Raw genomic sequence first — 18460 nt, 5'->3', positions numbered from 1 at the left:
GGCGCCAGGCGGATACGGATGCTCGAGCAGATCCGTAAGCGCTGGTGGCGGGAGAGCACCGCGACCGGCAGACCCAGGCGCCAGCCGCGCCGGGGACGATGAAGAGACAAGGTAAGACTATGGGTATGCATCCCGTTCAGGTAATCGCGGTCACCGGTGGCAAGGGTGGCGTCGGCAAGACCAACGTCTCGGTGAACCTGGCGATGGCGCTGGCCGACCTCGGCCGCCGCGTCATGCTGCTGGACGCCGACCTCGGCCTGGCCAACGTCGACGTGCTGCTGGGGCTTTCGCCCAAGCGCACCCTGGCCGACGTCATCGAAGGCGAATGCGACCTGCGTGACGTCATCCTCCAGGGCCCCGGCGGCATCCGCATCGTCCCGGCGGCCTCGGGCACGCAGAGCATGGTGCAGCTCTCGCCCATGCAGCACGCCGGGCTGATCCAGGCCTTCAGCGACATCAGCGAGAACATCGACGTGCTGCTGGTGGACACTGCCGCCGGCATCGGCGATTCGGTGGTCAGCTTCGTCCGCGCGGCCCAGGAAGTGCTGCTGGTCGTCTGCGACGAACCGACCTCGATCACCGATGCCTATGCGCTGATCAAGCTGCTCAACCGCGACTACGGCATGACGCGCTTCCGCGTGCTGGCGAACATGGCGCACAGCCCGCAGGAAGGGCGCAACCTGTTCGCCAAGCTGACCAAGGTCACCGACCGCTTCCTCGACGTGGCGCTGCAGTACGTCGGCGCCATCCCCTACGACGAGTCGGTGCGCAAGGCCGTGCAGAAGCAGCGCTCGGTCTATGAAGCCTTCCCGCGCAGCAAGGCCTCGCTGGCCTTCCGCGCCATCGCCCAGAAAGTCGACAGCTGGCCGCTGCCGGCCAACCCGCGCGGGCACCTGGAGTTCTTCGTCGAGCGCCTGGTGCAGCATCCCACCACGGGTTCGACCGTATGATGAGCGGCTCCGGAGCGCTTATGTACAGCAAGACGCAGGCGCGCAATGCCCAGGAAGAACTGATCCAGCGCTATGCGCCGCTGGTCAAGCGGATCGCCTACCACCTGCTGGGCCGGCTGCCGGCCAGCGTGCAGGTGGAAGACCTGATGCAGGCCGGAATGATCGGCCTGCTCGAAGCGGCGAAGAAGTACGACCAGGGCAAGGGCGCCAGCTTCGAGACGTATGCCGGCATCCGCATCCGCGGGGCCATGCTCGACGAGGTGCGCAAGGGCGACTGGGCGCCGCGTTCGGTGCACCGCAACACCCGCATGGTGAGTGACGCCATTCGCACCATCGAGGCGCGGACCGGACGCGATGCTAAAGATCAGGAGGTCGCTGCCGAACTCAATATGAGTCTCGACGATTACTACGCGATCCTGAGCGACACCCAGGGCAGCCGCCTGTACAGCTTCGACGACCTGCTGCAGGAAGGCGCCCAGGGCCCGGCGGAAGACACCACGCACCTGGACAACGAGCCCTCCCACGGCCTGGAGGACGAGCGTTTCCAGCAGGCGCTGGCCGACGCCATCACCAAGCTGCCGGAGCGCGAGCGCCTGGTGCTGGCGCTGTACTACGACGAGGAGCTCAACCTCAAGGAGATCGGCGAGGTGCTGGGGGTCAGCGAGTCGCGCGTCAGCCAGCTGCACAGCCAGTGCGCCGCGCGCTTGCGGGCCCGGCTTTCGGAGTGGCGGGCGCACTGAGCGACCGGTGGGCGCAAGGAAGTAACGGATTTTTCCGGCGGGGCGTATAGAATTCCGTCGGTTCGACACTGCTGGCCCTTTGCTATGAGGGCGGCGAAAAAGGCGGGGCACCCCGCCACCGACAAGCAACACGGCAGGCGCCGCCAAGGGCGCCCGCCCAAGGGTATTCAAGGCGCGCCCGCCACGGCGCGCCGGGACTGGACGGAGGCAGGTTTGGACAAGAACATGAAAATTCTCATCGTGGACGACTTTTCCACGATGAGGCGCATCATCAAGAACCTCCTGCGTGACCTGGGGTTCACCAACACCGCGGAAGCCGATGACGGCACCACCGCGCTGCCCATGCTGCACAGCGGCAACTTCGACTTCCTCGTCACCGACTGGAACATGCCCGGCATGACCGGCATCGACCTGTTGCGCGCGGTGCGCGCCGACGAGCGCCTGAAGCACCTGCCGGTACTGATGGTCACCGCCGAGGCCAAGCGCGACCAGATCATCGAAGCGGCCCAGGCCGGGGTCAACGGCTACGTGGTCAAGCCTTTCACCGCCCAGGTGCTGAAAGAGAAGATCGAGAAGATATTCGAGCGGGTCGGCGGCTGAAGCCGACCAAGAGGGCGTCATGGATCTCGTCAACGAATCCAAGGGGGGCGACTTCGAGTCGACCCTGAAGAAACACGCGCGCGAATTGGTCGAGAGCCTGGAGCGCGGCGAAGTGCAGCAGGCCGTGCAGCTCATCCAGGAGCTCAACGAAGCCCGCGACCGCGGCCTCTACCAGGAGGTCGGCAAGCTCACCCGCGAGCTGCACAACGCCATCGTCAATTTCCAGATCGACCCGCGCTCGCGCCACGCCGAGGAAATGTCGCAGATCGCCGACGCCACCGACCGCCTGTCGTACGTGGTGCAGATGACCGAGAAAGCGGCCAACCGCACCATGGACCTGGTGGAAGAGTGCACGCCGCTGGTCGGCCACATCGAGGGCGAGGCCAAGGAGCTGCAGGAACAGTGGTCGCGCTTCATGCGCCGCGAGCTGGGGCCGGAGGCCTTCCGCGAGCTGGCCAAGCGCGTCGAGGCCTTCCTCTACAGCAGCGCCCAGGACAGCCGCAAGCTCTCCGCGCACCTGAACGACATCCTGCTGGCGCAGGACTTCCAGGACCTCACCGGGCAGGTGATCAAGCGCGTCACCAGGCTGGTCACCGAGGTGGAGAGCAACCTGGTCAAGCTGGTCTGGATGGCCGGGCAGGTGGATCGCTACGCCGGCATCGAGCACGACCACGAGGGCCTGCGCACGGCGGTGGAAAAAGAAAGATCGTCCAAGGGTGAAGGTCCGCAGGTTGCTGCCGATAAGAGAGTGGACGTCGTATCCGGTCAGGACGATGTCGATGACCTGTTGTCCAGCCTTGGTTTTTGAGGTGTGTGAACACACCGTGGGGAGCACCGAATGAGCTTCGACGCCGATGATGAGATCCTCCAGGACTTTCTGGTGGAGGCCGGCGAGATTCTCGAGCAACTGTCCGAGCAACTCGTCGAGCTGGAAAGCCGGCCCGACGACATGGACCTGCTCAATGCCATCTTCCGTGGTTTCCACACCGTCAAGGGCGGCGCCGGCTTCCTCCAGCTGAACGCCCTGGTGGAGTGCTGCCACATCGCGGAGAACGTCTTCGACATCCTGCGCAAGGGCGAACGCCGCGTCACTTCCGAGCTGATGGACGTGGTCCTGCAGGCGCTGGACACGGTCAACGTCATGTTCGCCCAGGTCCGCGACCAGGAAGAGCCGACCCCGGCCACCCCGGAGCTGCTCGCCGCGCTGGCACGCCTGGCCGAGCCGGGCGACGACGACGCCGTCGAAGCCGCGCCCCAGGAGGAAGCCGCCGCGCCGGAGCCCGCCGCCGAGCCGGCCGGCTATGGCGACATCACCGACGCCGAGTTCGAGCAGCTGCTCGACGCCCTGCAGCCGGGCAGCCAGGCCGAACAGCCGCCGCAGGCTGAAGCGCCACAGGCCGAGGCTGCCGGCGCCGGCGACGAGATCACCGACGACGAATTCGAGGCCCTGCTCGACCAGTTGCATGGCAAGGGCCAGTTCAGCGGCGCCAGCAGCCAGCCGGAAGAGCCGGCCGCCGCCGCGCCCGCTCCGGCCGAAGCGCCGGCCGCTGGCGACGAGATCACCGACGACGAGTTCGAAGCGCTGCTCGACCAGCTGCACGGCAAGGGCAAGTTCGGCGGTGCGGCGGAAGAACCCGCCGCGCCGGTCGCCTCCGCTGCGCCGGCCGAAGCCGAGGCGCCCGCCGCTGGCGGCGACAACATCACCGACGACGAATTCGAGGCGCTGCTGGACCAACTGCACGGCAAGGGCAAGTTCAGTGCCGACGCCGCTTCCACGCCGGCCCCGCAAGCCGCCCCCGCGCCGGCCAAGGCCGTCGAGCCGGCCGCCGTGGCCAAGCCCAAGCCCGCGCCCAAGCCGGCCGCCAAGCCCGCGGACAGCCCGCGCCCGGCCGCGGCTCCCGCCCCGGCCCACGAAAAGAGCGCCAGCGAGGCGGAAACCACGGTGCGCGTGGACACCGCGCGGCTGGACGAGATCATGAACATGGTCGGCGAGCTGGTGCTGGTGCGTAACCGCCTGGTGCGCCTGGGCAGCAACAGCGGCGACGAAGCCATGGCCAAGGCCGTGGCCAACCTCGACGTGGTCACCGCCGACCTGCAGATGTCGGTGATGAAGACGCGCATGCAGCCGATCAAGAAGGTCTTCGGACGCTTCCCGCGGCTGGTGCGCGACCTGGCGCGCAACCTGAAGAAAGAGATCAACCTCGAGCTGGTGGGCGAGGAGACCGACCTGGACAAGAACCTGGTCGAGGCCCTGGCCGACCCGCTGGTGCACCTGGTGCGCAACGCCGTGGACCACGGCATCGAGTCGCCCGAGGAGCGCGAGGCCGCCGGCAAGGCGCGTGGCGGCCGGGTGGTGCTGTCCGCCGAGCAGGAGGGCGACCACATCCTGCTGTCGATCTCCGACGACGGCAAGGGCATGGACCCGGACATCCTCCGCGCCAAGGCGGTGGAGAAGGGCCTGCTGGACAAGGACGCCGCCGAGCGCCTGAGCGAGTCCGACTGCTACAACCTGATCTTCGCCCCGGGCTTCTCGACCAAGACCGAGATTTCCGACGTATCCGGCCGCGGCGTCGGTATGGACGTGGTGAAGACCAAGATTTCCCAGCTCAATGGCATCATCAACATCTACTCGGCCAAGGGCCAGGGCTCGAAGATCGTCATCAAGGTGCCGCTGACCCTGGCGATCATGCCGACGCTGATGGTGATGCTGGGCGACCAGGCCTTCGCCTTCCCGCTGGTCAACGTCAACGAGATCTTCCACCTCGACCTGTCGCGCACCAACGTGGTCGACGGCCAGGAGGTGGTGATCGTCCGCGACAAGGCCCTGCCGCTGTTCTACCTCAAGCGCTGGCTGGTGCCGGGCGCCGAGTGCGACGAATCCAGCGAGGGCCACGTGGTGATCATCTCGGTGGGCACCCAGCGCATCGGCTTCGTGGTCGATCAGTTGGTGGGCCAGGAAGAAGTGGTGATCAAGCCCCTGGGCAAGATGCTCCAGGGCACCCCCGGCATGGCCGGGGCGACCATCACCGGCGACGGGCGCATCGCGTTGATCCTCGATGTGCCGAGCATGCTCAAGCGCTACGCGCGGCGTATCTGATCCGGCGCGCGGGGACGCCCGCGCGCCCGCAAGGCTTTAATCAGGAGTGTTTATGGCTGTCAAAGTCCTGGTAGTGGACGATTCGGGATTCTTCCGCCGCCGCGTCTCGGAGATTCTTTCCGCCGACCCGCAGATCCAGGTGGTCGGCACGGCCACCAACGGCCGCGAGGCGATCGAGCAGGCGCTGGCGCTCAAGCCCGACGTCATCACCATGGACTACGAGATGCCGCTGATGGACGGCATCACCGCGGTGCGCAACATCATGCAGCGCTGCCCGACGCCGGTCCTGATGTTCTCCTCGCTGACCCACGAAGGCGCCCGCGTCACCCTCGACGCCCTGGACGCCGGCGCGGTGGACTACCTGCCGAAGAACTTCGAGGACATCTCGCGCACCCCCGAGAAGGTGCGCCAGCTGCTCTGCGAGAAGGTCCACAGCATCGCCCGCGCCAACCGCCGCTATGCCTCGGTCCTGAGCACGCCGAACAGCAGCGCCAGCGCCCCGGCGCCGGCCAGCAGCGCGCCGCGCGCCTCCACACAGCCGGCGCCTGCCTCGGCCCCGGCGGCCTCCGCCGCGCCAAAGCGTAAGCCCTACCGGCTGGTCGCCATCGGTACTTCCACCGGTGGGCCGGTAGCCTTGCAGCGGGTGCTGACCCAGCTGCCGGCCAACTTCCCCGCGCCGCTGGTGCTCATCCAGCACATGCCGGCGGCCTTCACCAAGGCCTTCGCCGAGCGCCTGGACAAGCTCTGCAAGATCAGCGTCAAGGAAGCCGAGGACGGCGACCACCTGCGCCCCGGCCTGGCCCTGCTGGCGCCCGGCGGCAAGCAGATGATGATCGACTCGCGCGGGGTGGTGCGCATCCTCCCCGGCGACGAGCGCCTGAACTACAAGCCCTGCGTCGACGTCACCTTCGGCTCGGCGTCCAAGGCCTACGGCGACAAGGTCCTGGCGGTGGTGCTCACCGGCATGGGCGCCGACGGCCGCGAGGGCGCGCGCATGCTCAAGCAGAGCGGCAGCCAGGTGTGGGCCCAGGACGAGGCTAGCTGCGTGATCTACGGCATGCCCATGGCCATCGCCAAGGCCGGCCTGGCCGACGCCGTGTACAGCCTCGACGACATCGGCCGGCACCTCTCCGAGGCCTGTGGCTGATGGATGTGCTGAGCCTGGTCGGCCTGATCCTCGCGCTGGTCGCCATCATCGGCGGCAACTTCCTCGAGGGTGGGCACATCGGCGCCCTGGCCAACGGCCCGGCGGCGCTCATCGTGGTCGGCGGCACCCTGGCCGCGGCCCTGGTGCAGACCCCGGTGCTGGTGCTCAAGCGTGCCCTGAGCCTGCTGCGCTGGATAGTGCTGCCACCGAAGGTCGACCTGGCCGGCGGCATCAACCGCGTGGTGGGCTGGAGCATGACCGCGCGCAAGGAAGGCCTGCTGGGCCTGGAGACCATCGCCGACGCCGAGCCCGACCCCTACGCCCGCAAGGGCCTGCAGCTGCTGGTGGACGGCGTGGAGCCGGAGGCCATCCGCAGCATCCTCGAAGTCGACCTGTTCAACCAGGAAGGCCGCGACCTGCAGGCCGCCAAGGTGTTCGAGGCCATGGGCGGCTATGCGCCGACCATCGGCATCATCGGCGCGGTCATGGGCCTGATCCACGTGATGGGCAACCTGGCCGACCCCAGCCAGCTGGGCAACGGCATCGCCGTGGCCTTCGTCGCCACCATCTACGGCGTGGGCATGGCCAACCTGCTGCTGCTGCCGGTGGGCAACAAGCTCAAGAGCCTGGTGCTGCGCCAGTCCAGCTACCGCGAGATGCTGATGGAAGGCCTGCTGTCCATCGCCGAAGGCGAGAACCCGCGCTCCATCGAACTGAAGCTGCAAGGCTTCGTCGGCTGAGGGGCGCCGCGCCATGGCCCGTCGACCGCCCCGCGAGGAGCATGAGAATCACGAGCGCTGGCTGGTGTCCTACGCGGACTTCATCACCCTGCTGTTCGCCTTCTTCGTGGTCATGTACTCCATCTCCTCGATCAACGAGGGCAAGTACAAGATCCTCTCCGAGACGCTGACCGGCGTGTTCAACCAGCCGGACCGTTCGATCAAGCCGATCCCGGTGGGCGACGACCGCCCGCGCACCACCCAGCAGCCCAACGACGCCATGCAGCAGGGCGGCGACGACAATGTCGACGGCGACCCGCTGACGCAGATCGCCGACGCCGTGCGCGAGCAGTTCGGCGACCTGATCGGCAGCGACCAGCTGAGCGTGCGCGGCAACGAGCTGTGGATCGAGATCACCCTCAACTCCAGCCTGCTGTTCCCCAGCGGCGACGCCATGCCGGCGGACGCCGCCTTCGGCATCGTCGAGAAGGTCGCCAGGATTCTGGCGCCCTACCAGAACCCCATCCACGTCGAGGGCTTCACCGACAACGTGCCCATTCACAACGCCCAGTATCCCACCAACTGGGAGTTGTCCACGGCGCGGGCAGCGAGCATAGTCCGCCTGCTGGCCCAGGACGGCGTCGCCCCCTCGCGCCTGGCCGCGGTGGGCTACGGCGAGTTCCAGCCGGTGGCGGACAACGCCAGCGCCGAGGGCCGCGCGCGCAACCGCCGGGTGGTGCTGGTGATCTCCCGCAACCTGGAAGTGCGCCGCAGCGTGAGCGGCGTGGGCAGCGCCAAGGCGCAGCCCGACGGCGCCCTGCGGCAGGCTGGCACGCAACCTGCACCGGTGGCTGCCAGTGGTGCGCCCGCGGCCGGAGGCGTCAATTCCCCGCCGCCGGCGCCGACTCCTGGAAGCTGAGAAAGATGAAGTACATGAACCGAGCATACGGACCGGGGAGAGCAGCATGAAAGTCTGGGCGGTAGCCAACCAGAAGGGCGGCGTCGGCAAGACCACCTCGTCCATCGCCCTGGCCGGCCTGCTGGCCGACGCCGGTAAGCGCGTGGTGGTGGTCGATCTCGACCCCCACGGCTCCATGACCAGCTACTTCGGGCACGATCCGGACACCCTGGAGCACAGCGTCTTCGACCTGTTCCAGCACCAGGGCGCGGTGCCCGAGGGCCTGCCGCGGCAACTGCTGCTGCCCACCAGCCACGAGAAGATCGCCCTGCTGCCGTCGAGCACTGCCCTGGCCACCCTGGAGCGCCAGTCGCCCGGGCAGAACGGCCTGGGCCTGGTGATCTCCAAGGCCCTGGCGCAGCTGTGGCAGGACTTCGACCACGCCATCATCGACAGCCCGCCGCTGCTGGGCGTGCTGATGGTCAACGCCATGGCCGCCAGCCAGCACCTGGTGATCCCGGTGCAGACCGAGTTCCTCGCCCTGAAGGGCCTGGAACGCATGGTCAACACCCTCAACATGGTCAACCGCTCGCGGCGCCAGGCGCTGCCCTTCAGCATAGTGCCGACGCTGTTCGACCGCCGCACCCAGGCCTCCATCGGCGCCCTGCGCATGCTGCGCGACACCTACCCGGAGACCCTCTGGCCGGCGTTCATCCCGATCGACACCCGCCTGCGCGACGCCAGCCGCCACGGCGTGGTGCCGTCGCGCCACGACGCCAACAGCCGCGGGGTGATCGCCTACCGCGCGCTGCTCAAGCACCTGCTCGGCCAGGTGCCGGCGAGCCAGGTGGCCTGAGCGATGTTTTTCCGACGGCTGCCTTCAAGTCCGGGCCCGGTCCAGCCGATAGACTGGGTGAACCCTTTGCGCGGATTTTCTGCATGAGCCGCTCCGCTACCGCCACACGCCCCCAGCTCGCGCTGCAGTCCTACCTGGACGCGCTGCTGCAGGAGGCCACATTCGACGATTTCGAGGTCGAGGCGCCGGCCCCCGCGCCGGTCGCCCCGGCCCTGGCCGCCGTGCCGGCGCCTGCATCGGAGCCGGTCGCCGAGCCCGTCAGCAGCGTCAGCCTCGACGAGTTCGAGGCCGCGGTGCTCGAGGAACAGGTGCGCGATGCCCACCGCGTCACCCGCGCCGCTGTCCCGCTGCCGCTGGCCGAGGCGCCGCTGCCCGTCGCGCCGGTGGTCGAAGCCGCGCCGCCGGTGGAGGCTGCCGACGAGGTGATCGACCTGCACCGCCCGGGCAGCGCGCAGATGCCCCCGGCGCCGCTGGCGCTGCTCGACGACGGCCGCCCGGAGTGGGCCGCCGAGCCCTTCGAGTGCCTGCTGTTCGACGTCGCCGGGCTGACCCTGGCGGTGCCGCTGGTGTGCCTGGGCTCGATCTACCCGCTGGCCGGCAAGGAGCTGACGCCGCTGTTCGGCCAGCCGGACTGGTTCCTCGGCATCCTGCCCAGCCAGTCGGGCAACCTGAAGGTGCTGGACACCGCGCGCTGGGTGATGCCCGAGCGCTACCGCGACGACTACCGCGAGGGCCTGCAGTACGTGATCTCCGTGCAGGGCTACGAGTGGGGCCTGGCGGTGCACCAGGTCAGCCGCTCGGTGCGCCTGGACCCGTCCGAGGTGAAATGGCGCAGCCAGCGCCAGCAACGCCCGTGGCTGGCCGGCACGGTGATCGAACAGATGTGCGCGCTGCTCGACGTCTCGGCCCTGGCCGGGCTGATCGACAGCGGCGCGCTCCGCAGCCAGGCCCGTCACTGACGGGCCGGCAACGCAATTGAACGACAACCGCCGCGCTACCCTTCAAGCGTGGCCGAACACGAGAGGCTAGGGATATGAACAAGACGTCTGCGCAAGGTGCTGAGGATCCGATCCTGCAGTGGGTCACCTTCCGTCTGGACAACGAGACCTACGGCATCAACGTGATGCAGGTCCAGGAAGTGCTGCGCTACACCGAGATCGCCCCGGTGCCGGGCGCGCCCAGCTACGTGCTGGGGATCATCAACCTGCGCGGCAACGTGGTCACCGTCATCGACACCCGCCAGCGCTTCGGCCTGGCCCCGGCGCCGGTCTCGGACAACACCCGCATCGTCATCATCGAGGCGGACAAGCAGGTGGTGGGCATCCTGGTCGACAGCGTCGCCGAGGTGGTCTACCTGCGCCAGTCGGAGATCGAGACCGCGCCCAACGTCGGCAACGACGAGTCGGCCAAGTTCATCCAGGGCGTGTGCAACAAGAACGGCGAGCTGCTGATCCTGGTCGAGCTGGACAAGATGATGACCGAGGAAGAGTGGTCGGAGCTGGAGAGCATCTGAGGTGCTCGAACTCGTCATCCTGCTCGCCGTCGCCTGCCTTGGGCTGGGCGGCTTCTGCGCCTGGCTGCTGCAGGGGCAGCGCCGCCAGGCCGCGCAACTGGCCGAGCAGGCCACGCGCCAGGCCGCCCTGGAACAGCGCCTGAAGGAGCTGGCCAAGCGCAGCGAGGCCTACCAGCGCGTCAACGTGCGCATGGGCGAGGAGCTGGGCGAGCTGCGCAAGCAACTGGCCAACCTGCCCGAGCGCCTGGCGCGCCTGGAGCAGCGCGACCCCACCAGCCTGTCCTTCAGCCAGGCCGCGCGCCTGGCCGGGATGGGTGCCTCGGCCGCCGACCTGGCCCAGGCCTGCGGGCTGTCCCAGGCCGAGGCGGAGCTGATCACCCGCCTGCACAGCGGCCACAAGCCCGAGGAATGATGCCGGGCGGCCGCTCGGTATACCCTTAGGTGCTTTTCGGATTTGTCCGATCTCTTTCCTCAGAAGCTGTCTTTACAGTGGCTGCTGTCGCCATCTTCGAGGAAATCGCCATGTTGCCGCTGTCGCGCCGCACCCTGGTGTTCTGCCCGCATCCCGGCTGTCTGCAGCAGTACGGCATCCTGCTGAACCGCCTGGAAGTCTTCCACCTGAGCCTGTGCGTGAGCCTGGCCGAGGTGGACCAGGCGCTGTCCGGCGGGCAGCACTACAACCTGTTCATCTATGACAAGTTCAGCCTTTGCGAGGACGACCTCGCGACCCTGCTGCACCTGAGCCGCAACCCGCAGATCCAGCAGTTCCTGCTGGTCGGCAGCTTCAGCGACACACAGCGCCGCGAACTGCTGGACTGGGCCTGGAACCAGCACGTGCCGCTGCTGCAGGTGCTGGAACGGCCCTTCAGCCTCGGCCAGCTGCGCGCGGTGGTCGCCAGCCTCGTCGACTATTCCGAAGCCGACCAGGGAAGCTTCCCGGGTGCCCATCCGCTGGTTCCCAGCGAAGCCCCGTCGCTGAAGCCGGTCCACGGCATGCCGGAGTGGCCGGCGCGCGGATAGGGCTGGCGTTCGCCAAGCCATGCCATCGATAGCGAAGGCACTTCACCCCGAAGTGCCTTCGTTGTTTCTCTAGGGCCGCAACATCAAGGCCTTCGCGGCGTCCTGCGGCGCTCGCGGCGGCGGGCTCTTGCCCTTGAGGTACCAGGCGAAGGCGATGATCTCCGCCAGGGTGCGGTACAGCGGCTCGGGGATGGCGTCGCCCAGTTCCAGGCGGGCCAGCAGGCGCACCAGTTCGCCGTTCTCGTAGATCGGCACCTCGTGTTCGCGGGCGATGGCGAGGATGGCTTCGGCCAGTTCGGCGTCGCCCTTGGCGCTCAGCGTCGGGGTGTTCTGCCCGTCGTAGTTGAGGGCGATGGCCTGGCGCGGCGCAGTCTGTTTCTTCATGCCTTTTCGTCCACCCAGCGTTGTTCCAGCGCGGTGCGCGCGCCTTGTGGCGCGCGGCCTTTGTTGCAGCACAGTTCGCGCACGGTGAAGCCGGCGTCCTGCAGGCGCTGGCGCAGGTAGCCGAGTTCGCTTTCCATCAGGCTCGCGGTGCTTTCGCGTTCGGCCCAGAACTGGCTGCTCAGGCCCAGCGGCGCCAGGGTGGCCTGGACCTGCAGCGGCCCCAGCGGGTCGAGGTCGAAGGCCAGGTCGATGCGCCACAGGCTTTCCCGCGGCTGTTCCGGGTCGTTGGATTCGCGCCGGTCCTCGTGCTGGATGCGCACCTGCAGCGGCACCAGCGAATCCTCGGTGCGCATGGGCACCTCCATCTGCCAGCTGTGCAGTTGGCCGCCGCCGCGCAGCGGCTCGCTCTGCACCAGGCTGCTCAACTGGTGCGTCTGCAGCCGCGCCACGGCGGCCGCGGCCAGTTTCAGCAGGGACTCCAGGTCGTTTTCGTCTTCCAGCTTTTGCAGCATGCGCGAGGGCAGCGGGAAATCCGCCTGCTGCAGGCGCGGGCTGCCGTTCTGGTTGAGCGCGCCCAGGGCGTTGCGCACGAACGCCGGCAGGCTGCTGGCCAGGTTGGCGGCGGCGTTGTTGGCGAGGTTCGCCAGCAGGCCCGGCGTGGCGCTGCCCTGTTCGGCGGGCAGCAGCTGGCCGAGCAGGCGCAGCAGGTTGGCCTTGAAGTCGCCCGGCAACGGCGGCAGGCCCTGCAGCAGGCGCGCTTCGAGGAAGCCGCCGCTCTGTTGCAGGGCCTGGGCCAGGCCCTTGGCGTCGCTCAGCTGGCGCACGTCGGGCAGGCCGGCGAGCAGGCGCTCGACGGCGCCGCGCAAGGTCTCGGGCAACCGGTTGCCGGCCTTCAGCGCCAGCAGGTTGTCGAGCAGGCCCTCGGTCGAGGCCTGGCGGGCCTGCTGGGTGCCCAGCTGGCTGGTCAGTTCGAGGCGGTCGAGGCGCCCGGCCAAGGGCAGGAAGAGCAGGGCGCGGCTGTCCTGGACCTGGGCGCTGAGCAGGCTGCCGGCCTTCAGCGGGCGCGCCGAGTCGATGTCCAGCAGGCGGCCGGCCAGGGGGCCGCCGAGCAGGCTGAGCAGTACCCGGTAGCTGGCCGGCTGCGCCGGGGTGCCGCCCTGGGGCGTGCTGGACAGCACCTTGCCCTGCAGCAGGCTGCCCACCGGCAGTTGTTCCAGGTCGAGGCTGTCCAGCGGCGGCAGGTCGCCCAGCGCCTGCTGGGCGCTGGAGAGCAGGGTGGCGGCCAGGCTGGTGGCGCTCAGGGCGGAAATGTTCAGGGTGCTGCCCTGGGGCAGGGCCTGCGGGCTCTCGGCGGTGACCAGCGTCTGCTGGCCGCCGGCCAGGGTCAGGCGCAGCAGCAGCTGGAAGTTGTAGGCCGCCTGCTTCACGCCCAGCACCTCGGCCTGGGCGCTCTGCCCGGGCGGCAGCAGGTCGCCCAGGCTGCGGGCGAACGTGAGCGACAGCTGCGCGGCGTTCTGCACGGAGCGGCTGGCCGTGGCCATGGGGAGCGGGCGGGAAGCGCCAATCTCGCTCGGCATCTGCGTCCTTCAGGGCTTGCGGCGCATCGTCGCGGGGGCGGCGAATGCCTGAAAAGCCTTAACAAGCTGTCGAAATTGCCGGCGCCGGGGCCGGAAACAGGCGTGTATAATGCGCCGCCCGTGGCCACTATAGCGGCCTGCGCTGCACCGACTTTAGCCTGATTTCGATTTTCCCGATGGGTGCCGATGCCTTGACCAGCCCGCTTCTCGAAACCGTGGCGCTCGCCTGCGAGCGGGACTGGCGCATGCTCTTCGAGCGCCTGGACCTGCGCCTGGGCGCCGGCGAGATGCTGCAGGTGGTCGGCCCCAACGGCAGCGGCAAGACCAGCCTGCTGCGCCTGCTCTGCGGGCTGATGCAGCCCACCGCCGGGCAGGTGCGCCTGAACGGCCGGCCGCTGGAGGAACAGCGCGGCGAACTGGCGCGCAACCTGCTGTGGATCGGCCACGCCGCCGGCATCAAGGGCCTGCTCAGCGCCGAGGAGAACCTCGCCTGGCTCTGCGCCCTGCACCAGCCGGCGGACAAGACGGCGATCTGGCGCGCCCTGGAGGCGGTCGGCCTGCGCGGTTTCGAGGACGTGCCCTGCCACACCCTGTCCGCCGGCCAGCAGCGCCGCGTCGCCCTGGCGCGCCTGTACCTGGACGCGCCGCCGCTGTGGATCCTCGACGAACCCTTCACCGCCCTCGACAAGCAGGGCGTCGCCCAGCTCGAAGAGCACCTGGCGCGGCACTGCGAGGACGGCGGCCTGGTGGTGCTCACCACCCACCACACGCTGAGCCGCATGCCCAGCGGCTATCGCGACCTGGACCTCGGCCAGCACGCCCGCGAAACGGCCGGGGCGGGCGCATGAGCAACGTCTTCGGCCTGCTCCTGGCGCGCGAGGCGCGCCTGCAGTTCCGCCGCCCGGCGGAGCTGGCCAACCCGCTGGTGTTCTTCGCCATCGTCATCGCCCTGTTCCCCCTGGCCGTCGGCCCGGAAACCCGGATGCTGCAGGACCTCTCGCCCGGCCTGGTGTGGGTGGCGGCGCTGCTGGCGGTGCTGCTGTCGCTGGACGGCCTGTTCCGCAGCGATTTCGAGGACGGCTCCCTGGAGCAGTGGGTCCTTTCGCCGCACCCCCTGCCTCTTCTGGTCCTGGCCAAGGTGCTGGCACACTGGCTGGTTTCGGGGCTGGCCCTGGTCCTGCTGTCGCCGCTGCTGGCCCTGATGCTGGGTTTGCCGGTACGCTGCCTGCCGGTGCTGCTGCTGTCGCTGTTGCTCGGCACCCCGGTGCTGAGCCTGCTCGGCGCGGTCGGCGCGGCGCTGACCGTGGGGCTCAAGCGCGGAGGGCTGCTGCTGGCGCTGCTGATCCTGCCGCTGTACATCCCCGTACTGATTCTCGGCAGCGGTGCCCTCCAGGCCTCGCTGCAGGGGCTGCCGACCGCCGGGCACCTGCTCTGGTTGGCCAGCCTGACGGCGTTAGCATTGACGCTGACGCCCTTCGCCATCGCTGCCGGCCTGAAGATCAGCGTGGGCGAATGACGCCTGCCGGTGCCGCTGGAGCGGCGCCGGCACTAGAAAAAAGTGCCCTGACACACAGAGCCTGATGATGAACTGGACTTGGTTTCACAAGCTTGGGTCGCCCAAGTGGTTCTACGAGATCAGCGGACGCTGGCTGCCCTGGTTCGCCGTCGCCGCGGCGTTGCTGATGGCCGTCGGCCTCGTCTGGGGCCTGGCCTTCGCGCCGCCGGACTACCAGCAGGGCGACAGCTTCCGCATCATCTACATCCACGTGCCGGCGGCCTTCCTGGCGCAGTCCTGCTACGTGATGCTGGCGGTGGCCGGCGCCATCGGCCTGATCTGGAAGATGAAGATCGCCGACGTCGCCGTGCAGTGCGCCGCGCCCATCGGCGCCTGGATGACCTTCGTCGCCCTGGTCACCGGGGCCATCTGGGGCAAGCCGACCTGGGGCGCCTGGTGGGTGTGGGACGCGCGCCTGACCTCGATGCTGATCCTGCTGTTCCTCTATTTCGGCGTCATCGCCCTCGGCCAGGCCATCGGCAACCGCGACAGCGCGGCCAAGGCCAGCGCGGTGCTGGCCATCGTCGGGGTGGTCAACATCCCGATCATCAAGTTCTCTGTGGAGTGGTGGAACACCCTGCACCAGCCGGCCACCTTCACCCTCACCGAGAAGCCGCCGATGCCGCCGGAGATGTGGATCCCGCTGCTGCTGATGGTGCTCGGCTTCTACTGCTTCTTCGCCGCCGTGCTGCTGATGCGCATGCGCCTGGAAGTGCTCAAGCGCGAAGCCCGCGCGTCCTGGGTCAAGGCTGAGGTGGAGCGCGCGCTATGAGTTTCCATTCCTTCGGCGAATTCCTCGCCATGGGCCACCACGGCCCCTACGTGTGGTCGGCCTACGCCATCAGCCTGGTGGTGCTGGCGATCAACGTGGCCGTGCCCATCCTGGCGCGCAAGCGTTACCTGCAAGAAGAGGCGCGCCGTCTGCGCCGGGAGGCCAGCAAGTGAATCCGGTCCGCAAGAAGCGTCTGTACATCGTCCTCGCCATCGTCGCCGGCGTCGGCGTCGCCGTGGCCCTGGCGCTGTCGGCGCTGCAGCAGAACATCAACCTGTTCTACACGCCGACGCAGATCGCCAACGGCGAAGCGCCGCACGACACGCGCATCCGCGCCGGCGGCATGGTGGAGAAGGGCTCGCTGAAACGCTCGGCCGACTCCCTGGACGTGGAATTCGTGGTCACCGACTTCGCCAAGGAAGTCACGGTGAAATACCGCGGCATCCTCCCGGACCTGTTCCGCGAAGGGCAGGGCATCGTCGCCCTCGGCAAGCTCGACCAGAACGGCGTGCTGACCGCCGACGAGGTGCTGGCCAAGCACGACGAGAAATACATGCCGCCGGAAGTCACCAAGGCGCTGAAGGACAGCGGCAAGCTCGGTGAATACCAGCAGGGCGGCCAGCCCGGCGCCGCGGCCCAGGGGAGCAACTGACGATGATCCCGGAACTCGGCCACCTGTCGTTGATCCTGGCGCTGTGCATGGCGCTGGTGATGTCCTTCTTCCCGCTGGTCGGCGCCTGGCGCGGCGACCGCCAGTGGATGAGCCTGGCGCGCCCGGCGGCCTGGGGGCAGTTCGCCTTCCTGGTGTTCGCCTTCGCCTGCCTGGCCTGGGCCTTTCTGCATGACGACTTCTCCGTGGCCTACGTGGCCAGCAACTCCAACAGCGCGCTGCCCTGGTACTACAAGTTCAGCGCCGTGTGGGGCGCCCACGAGGGCTCGCTGCTGCTCTGGGCGCTGATCCTCGGCGGCTGGACCTTCGCCGTGTCGATCTTCTCCCGCGAGCTGCCCGAGCCGATGCTGGCGCGGGTGCTGGCGGTGATGGGGATGATCAGCACCGGCTTCCTGCTGTTCCTGATCATCACCTCCAACCCCTTCAGCCGCCTGCTGCCGCAGGTGCCGGCCGACGGCAACGACCTCAACCCGCTGCTGCAGGACCCGGGCCTGATCATCCACCCGCCGATGCTCTACATGGGCTACGTCGGCTTCTCGGTGGCCTTCGCCTTCGCCATCGCCGCGCTGCTCGGCGGCCGCCTCGACGCGGCCTGGGCGCGCTGGTCGCGGCCCTGGACCCTGGTGGCCTGGACCTTCCTCGGCATCGGCATCGTGCTCGGCTCCTGGTGGGCCTACTACGAACTGGGCTGGGGCGGCTGGTGGTTCTGGGACCCGGTGGAGAACGCCTCCTTCATGCCCTGGCTGGTGGGCACCGCGCTGATCCACTCGCTGGCGGTGACCGAGAAGCGCGGGGTGTTCAAGAGCTGGACGGTGCTGCTGGCCATCGCCGCCTTCTCCCTCAGCCTGCTGGGCACCTTCCTGGTCCGTTCCGGGGTGCTGACCTCGGTGCACGCCTTCGCCTCCGACCCGGAGCGCGGGGTGTTCATCCTGGCCTTCCTGCTGGTGGTGGTCGGCGGCTCGCTGACGCTGTTCGCCCTGCGCGCGCCGGTGGTCAAGAGCCAGGTCGGCTTCGCCCTGTGGTCGCGCGAGACCCTGCTGCTGCTGAACAACGTGGTGCTGGTGGTGACCGCCGCGATGATCCTGCTCGGCACCCTCTACCCGCTGGTGCTCGACGCCATCAGCGGCGCCAAGCTGTCGGTCGGCCCGCCGTACTTCAACGCGCTGTTCGTGCCGCTGATGACCGGGATGATGCTGGCCCTGACCGTGGGCGTGCTGGTGCGCTGGAAGGACACCCCGACGCAGTGGCTGCTGCGCATGCTGACGCCGGTGCTGATCGGCGCCGTGGTGCTCGGCGGCGTCGCCACCTTCCTCTACGGCGACCTGCACTGGCCGGTGCTGGCGGTGTTCCTGCTGGCCTTCTGGGTGATCCTCGGCGGCGTGCGCGACTTCCTCGACAAGGTCCGCCACAAGGGCCTGGTAGCCGGCGCCGCAAGCCTCAACCGCAGCTACTGGGGCATGCAGGTGGCGCACCTGGGCATCGCCGTGTGCGCCATCGGCATCGTCCTCACCAGCCAGTTCAGCGCCCAGCGCGACCTGCGCATGGCCCCGGGCGAGAGCGTGGAGCTGGGCGGCTACCAGTTCGCCTTCGAAGGCACCAAGCACTTCGAAGGCCCCAACTTCACCTCCGACAAGGGCACCATCCGCGTCACCCGCAAGGGTAGCGAAGTGGCCGTGCTGCACCCGGAGAAGCGCCTGTACAGCGTGCAGCGCTCGATGATGACCGAGGCCGGCATCCACGGCAGCCTGACCCGCGACCTCTACGTCGCCCTGGGCGAGCCGCTGGATAACGGCGCCTGGGCCGTGCGCCTGCACATCAAGCCGTTCGTCCGCTTCATCTGGCTGGGCGGCCTGCTCACCGCCCTGGGCGGCGTGCTGGCGGCCTGCGACCGGCGCTACCGGCTGAAAGTGAAAACCAAGGTGCGCGAGGCGCTGGGCCTCGCCGCCGGACAGGGAGCCTGAG

Annotated in this window: 21 protein-coding genes; 19 read left to right on the top strand and 2 right to left on the bottom strand. The window is 68.7% G+C overall.

The features are described from left to right. Nucleotides 1–98 precede the first annotated feature (98 nt). From fleN to IG194_RS05260, 13 genes are all read left to right on the top strand, one after another. Entirely contained in the window at nt 99–950 is an 852-nt protein-coding gene (gene fleN, locus IG194_RS05320; RefSeq protein ID WP_370311049.1) for a flagellar synthesis regulator FleN, read from the top strand. Then, nucleotides 947–1690 carry an RNA polymerase sigma factor FliA gene (gene fliA / locus IG194_RS05315; RefSeq protein ID WP_043267440.1) on the top strand — a complete coding sequence of 248 codons (744 nt, stop codon included), beginning with the start codon at nt 947–949 and terminating at the stop codon, nt 1688–1690. The genes fleN and fliA overlap by 4 nt, the downstream gene beginning before the upstream one ends. Before the next feature lie 225 nt (nt 1691–1915). Next, nucleotides 1916–2290 (top strand): chemotaxis response regulator CheY, encoded by a 375-nt coding sequence (locus IG194_RS05310; protein WP_009621098.1) that lies wholly within the window; start codon nt 1916–1918, stop codon nt 2288–2290. A gap of 19 nt (nt 2291–2309) precedes the next feature. Beyond that, a complete protein-coding gene (locus IG194_RS05305; RefSeq protein WP_009621100.1) occupies nt 2310–3098 on the top strand; it encodes a protein phosphatase CheZ in 789 nt (262 codons plus the stop codon). 30 nt (nt 3099–3128) lie between these two features. Continuing rightward, entirely contained in the window at nt 3129–5387 is a 2259-nt protein-coding gene (locus IG194_RS05300) for a chemotaxis protein CheA (protein WP_058490774.1), read from the top strand. A gap of 52 nt (nt 5388–5439) precedes the next feature. Beyond that, nucleotides 5440–6534, top strand: coding sequence for a protein-glutamate methylesterase/protein-glutamine glutaminase (locus IG194_RS05295; protein ID WP_058490772.1), 1095 nt, complete (start codon nt 5440–5442; stop codon nt 6532–6534). Then, nucleotides 6534–7274 carry a flagellar motor protein gene (locus IG194_RS05290; protein WP_009621106.1) on the top strand — a complete coding sequence of 247 codons (741 nt, stop codon included), beginning with the start codon at nt 6534–6536 and terminating at the stop codon, nt 7272–7274. Before IG194_RS05295 ends, IG194_RS05290 begins: the two co-directional genes overlap by 1 nt. Nucleotides 7275–7287: 13 nt before the next feature. Next, nucleotides 7288–8172 carry a flagellar motor protein MotD gene (gene motD, locus IG194_RS05285; protein ID WP_043267433.1) on the top strand — a complete coding sequence of 295 codons (885 nt, stop codon included), beginning with the start codon at nt 7288–7290 and terminating at the stop codon, nt 8170–8172. A gap of 46 nt (nt 8173–8218) precedes the next feature. Further along, nucleotides 8219–9007 (top strand): ParA family protein, encoded by a 789-nt coding sequence (locus IG194_RS05280; RefSeq protein WP_009621108.1) that lies wholly within the window; start codon nt 8219–8221, stop codon nt 9005–9007. An 83-nt stretch (nt 9008–9090) separates the two neighbouring features. Next, complete coding sequence (locus tag IG194_RS05275) at nt 9091–9966, top strand: CheW domain-containing protein (protein ID WP_058490770.1); 876 nt, start codon at nt 9091–9093, stop codon at nt 9964–9966. Between the two features lie 74 nt (nt 9967–10040). Then, nucleotides 10041–10520 (top strand): chemotaxis protein CheW, encoded by a 480-nt coding sequence (locus IG194_RS05270; protein WP_009621111.1) that lies wholly within the window; start codon nt 10041–10043, stop codon nt 10518–10520. A gap of 1 nt (nt 10521) precedes the next feature. Further along, nucleotides 10522–10932, top strand: a complete 411-nt coding sequence (locus tag IG194_RS05265; RefSeq protein ID WP_009621113.1) for a DUF2802 domain-containing protein — start codon at nt 10522–10524, stop codon at nt 10930–10932. A gap of 77 nt (nt 10933–11009) precedes the next feature. After that, the gene (locus IG194_RS05260; protein WP_051878429.1) at nt 11010–11540 is read left to right on the top strand and encodes a hypothetical protein; all 531 of its coding nucleotides are present in this window, start codon (nt 11010–11012) and stop codon (nt 11538–11540) included. Nucleotides 11541–11609: 69 nt separating this feature from the next. Here IG194_RS05260 and IG194_RS05255 read toward each other — a convergent pair whose 3' ends face one another. Together IG194_RS05255 and IG194_RS05250 are read right to left on the bottom strand one after the other, a co-directional pair. After that, nucleotides 11610–11924 carry an EscU/YscU/HrcU family type III secretion system export apparatus switch protein gene (locus IG194_RS05255; protein ID WP_009621117.1) on the bottom strand — a complete coding sequence of 105 codons (315 nt, stop codon included), beginning with the start codon at nt 11922–11924 and terminating at the stop codon, nt 11610–11612. Further along, the gene (locus tag IG194_RS05250) at nt 11921–13501 is read right to left on the bottom strand and encodes a flagellar hook-length control protein FliK (protein WP_058490767.1); all 1581 of its coding nucleotides are present in this window, start codon (nt 13499–13501) and stop codon (nt 11921–11923) included. Before IG194_RS05250 ends, IG194_RS05255 begins: the two co-directional genes overlap by 4 nt. Nucleotides 13502–13677: 176 nt before the next feature. Here IG194_RS05250 and ccmA point away from each other — a divergent pair, with 176 nt between their 5' ends. The 6 genes from ccmA to IG194_RS05220 all read left to right on the top strand — a co-directional run bounded on the left by ccmA (nt 13678) and on the right by IG194_RS05220 (nt 18459). Beyond that, on the top strand, nt 13678–14349 hold the full coding sequence (ccmA, locus tag IG194_RS05245) for a cytochrome c biogenesis heme-transporting ATPase CcmA (RefSeq protein ID WP_141679814.1): 672 nt from the start codon (nt 13678–13680) through the stop codon (nt 14347–14349). Further along, complete coding sequence (ccmB, locus tag IG194_RS05240) at nt 14346–15017, top strand: heme exporter protein CcmB (protein WP_009621123.1); 672 nt, start codon at nt 14346–14348, stop codon at nt 15015–15017. The genes ccmA and ccmB overlap by 4 nt, the downstream gene beginning before the upstream one ends. Nucleotides 15018–15081: 64 nt before the next feature. Beyond that, nucleotides 15082–15828 carry a heme ABC transporter permease gene (locus IG194_RS05235; protein WP_099049042.1) on the top strand — a complete coding sequence of 249 codons (747 nt, stop codon included), beginning with the start codon at nt 15082–15084 and terminating at the stop codon, nt 15826–15828. Next, nucleotides 15825–16001 carry a heme exporter protein CcmD gene (gene ccmD / locus IG194_RS05230; protein WP_058490765.1) on the top strand — a complete coding sequence of 59 codons (177 nt, stop codon included), beginning with the start codon at nt 15825–15827 and terminating at the stop codon, nt 15999–16001. The genes IG194_RS05235 and ccmD overlap by 4 nt, the downstream gene beginning before the upstream one ends. Then, the gene (ccmE, locus tag IG194_RS05225) at nt 15998–16480 is read left to right on the top strand and encodes a cytochrome c maturation protein CcmE (RefSeq protein WP_043313581.1); all 483 of its coding nucleotides are present in this window, start codon (nt 15998–16000) and stop codon (nt 16478–16480) included. Before ccmD ends, ccmE begins: the two co-directional genes overlap by 4 nt. 2 nt (nt 16481–16482) lie before the next feature. Beyond that, the gene (locus tag IG194_RS05220) at nt 16483–18459 is read left to right on the top strand and encodes a heme lyase CcmF/NrfE family subunit (protein ID WP_058490763.1); all 1977 of its coding nucleotides are present in this window, start codon (nt 16483–16485) and stop codon (nt 18457–18459) included. The last annotated feature ends 1 nt before the right edge of the window (nt 18460 follow it).

Source organism: Pseudomonas sp. ADPe (assembly GCF_014843515.1).
GTDB classification, from domain to species: domain Bacteria; phylum Pseudomonadota; class Gammaproteobacteria; order Pseudomonadales; family Pseudomonadaceae; genus Pseudomonas; species Pseudomonas citronellolis.
The sequence above is the reverse complement of the archived record's forward strand: the minus strand, read 5'-3'. Positions and strand labels throughout refer to the sequence as shown.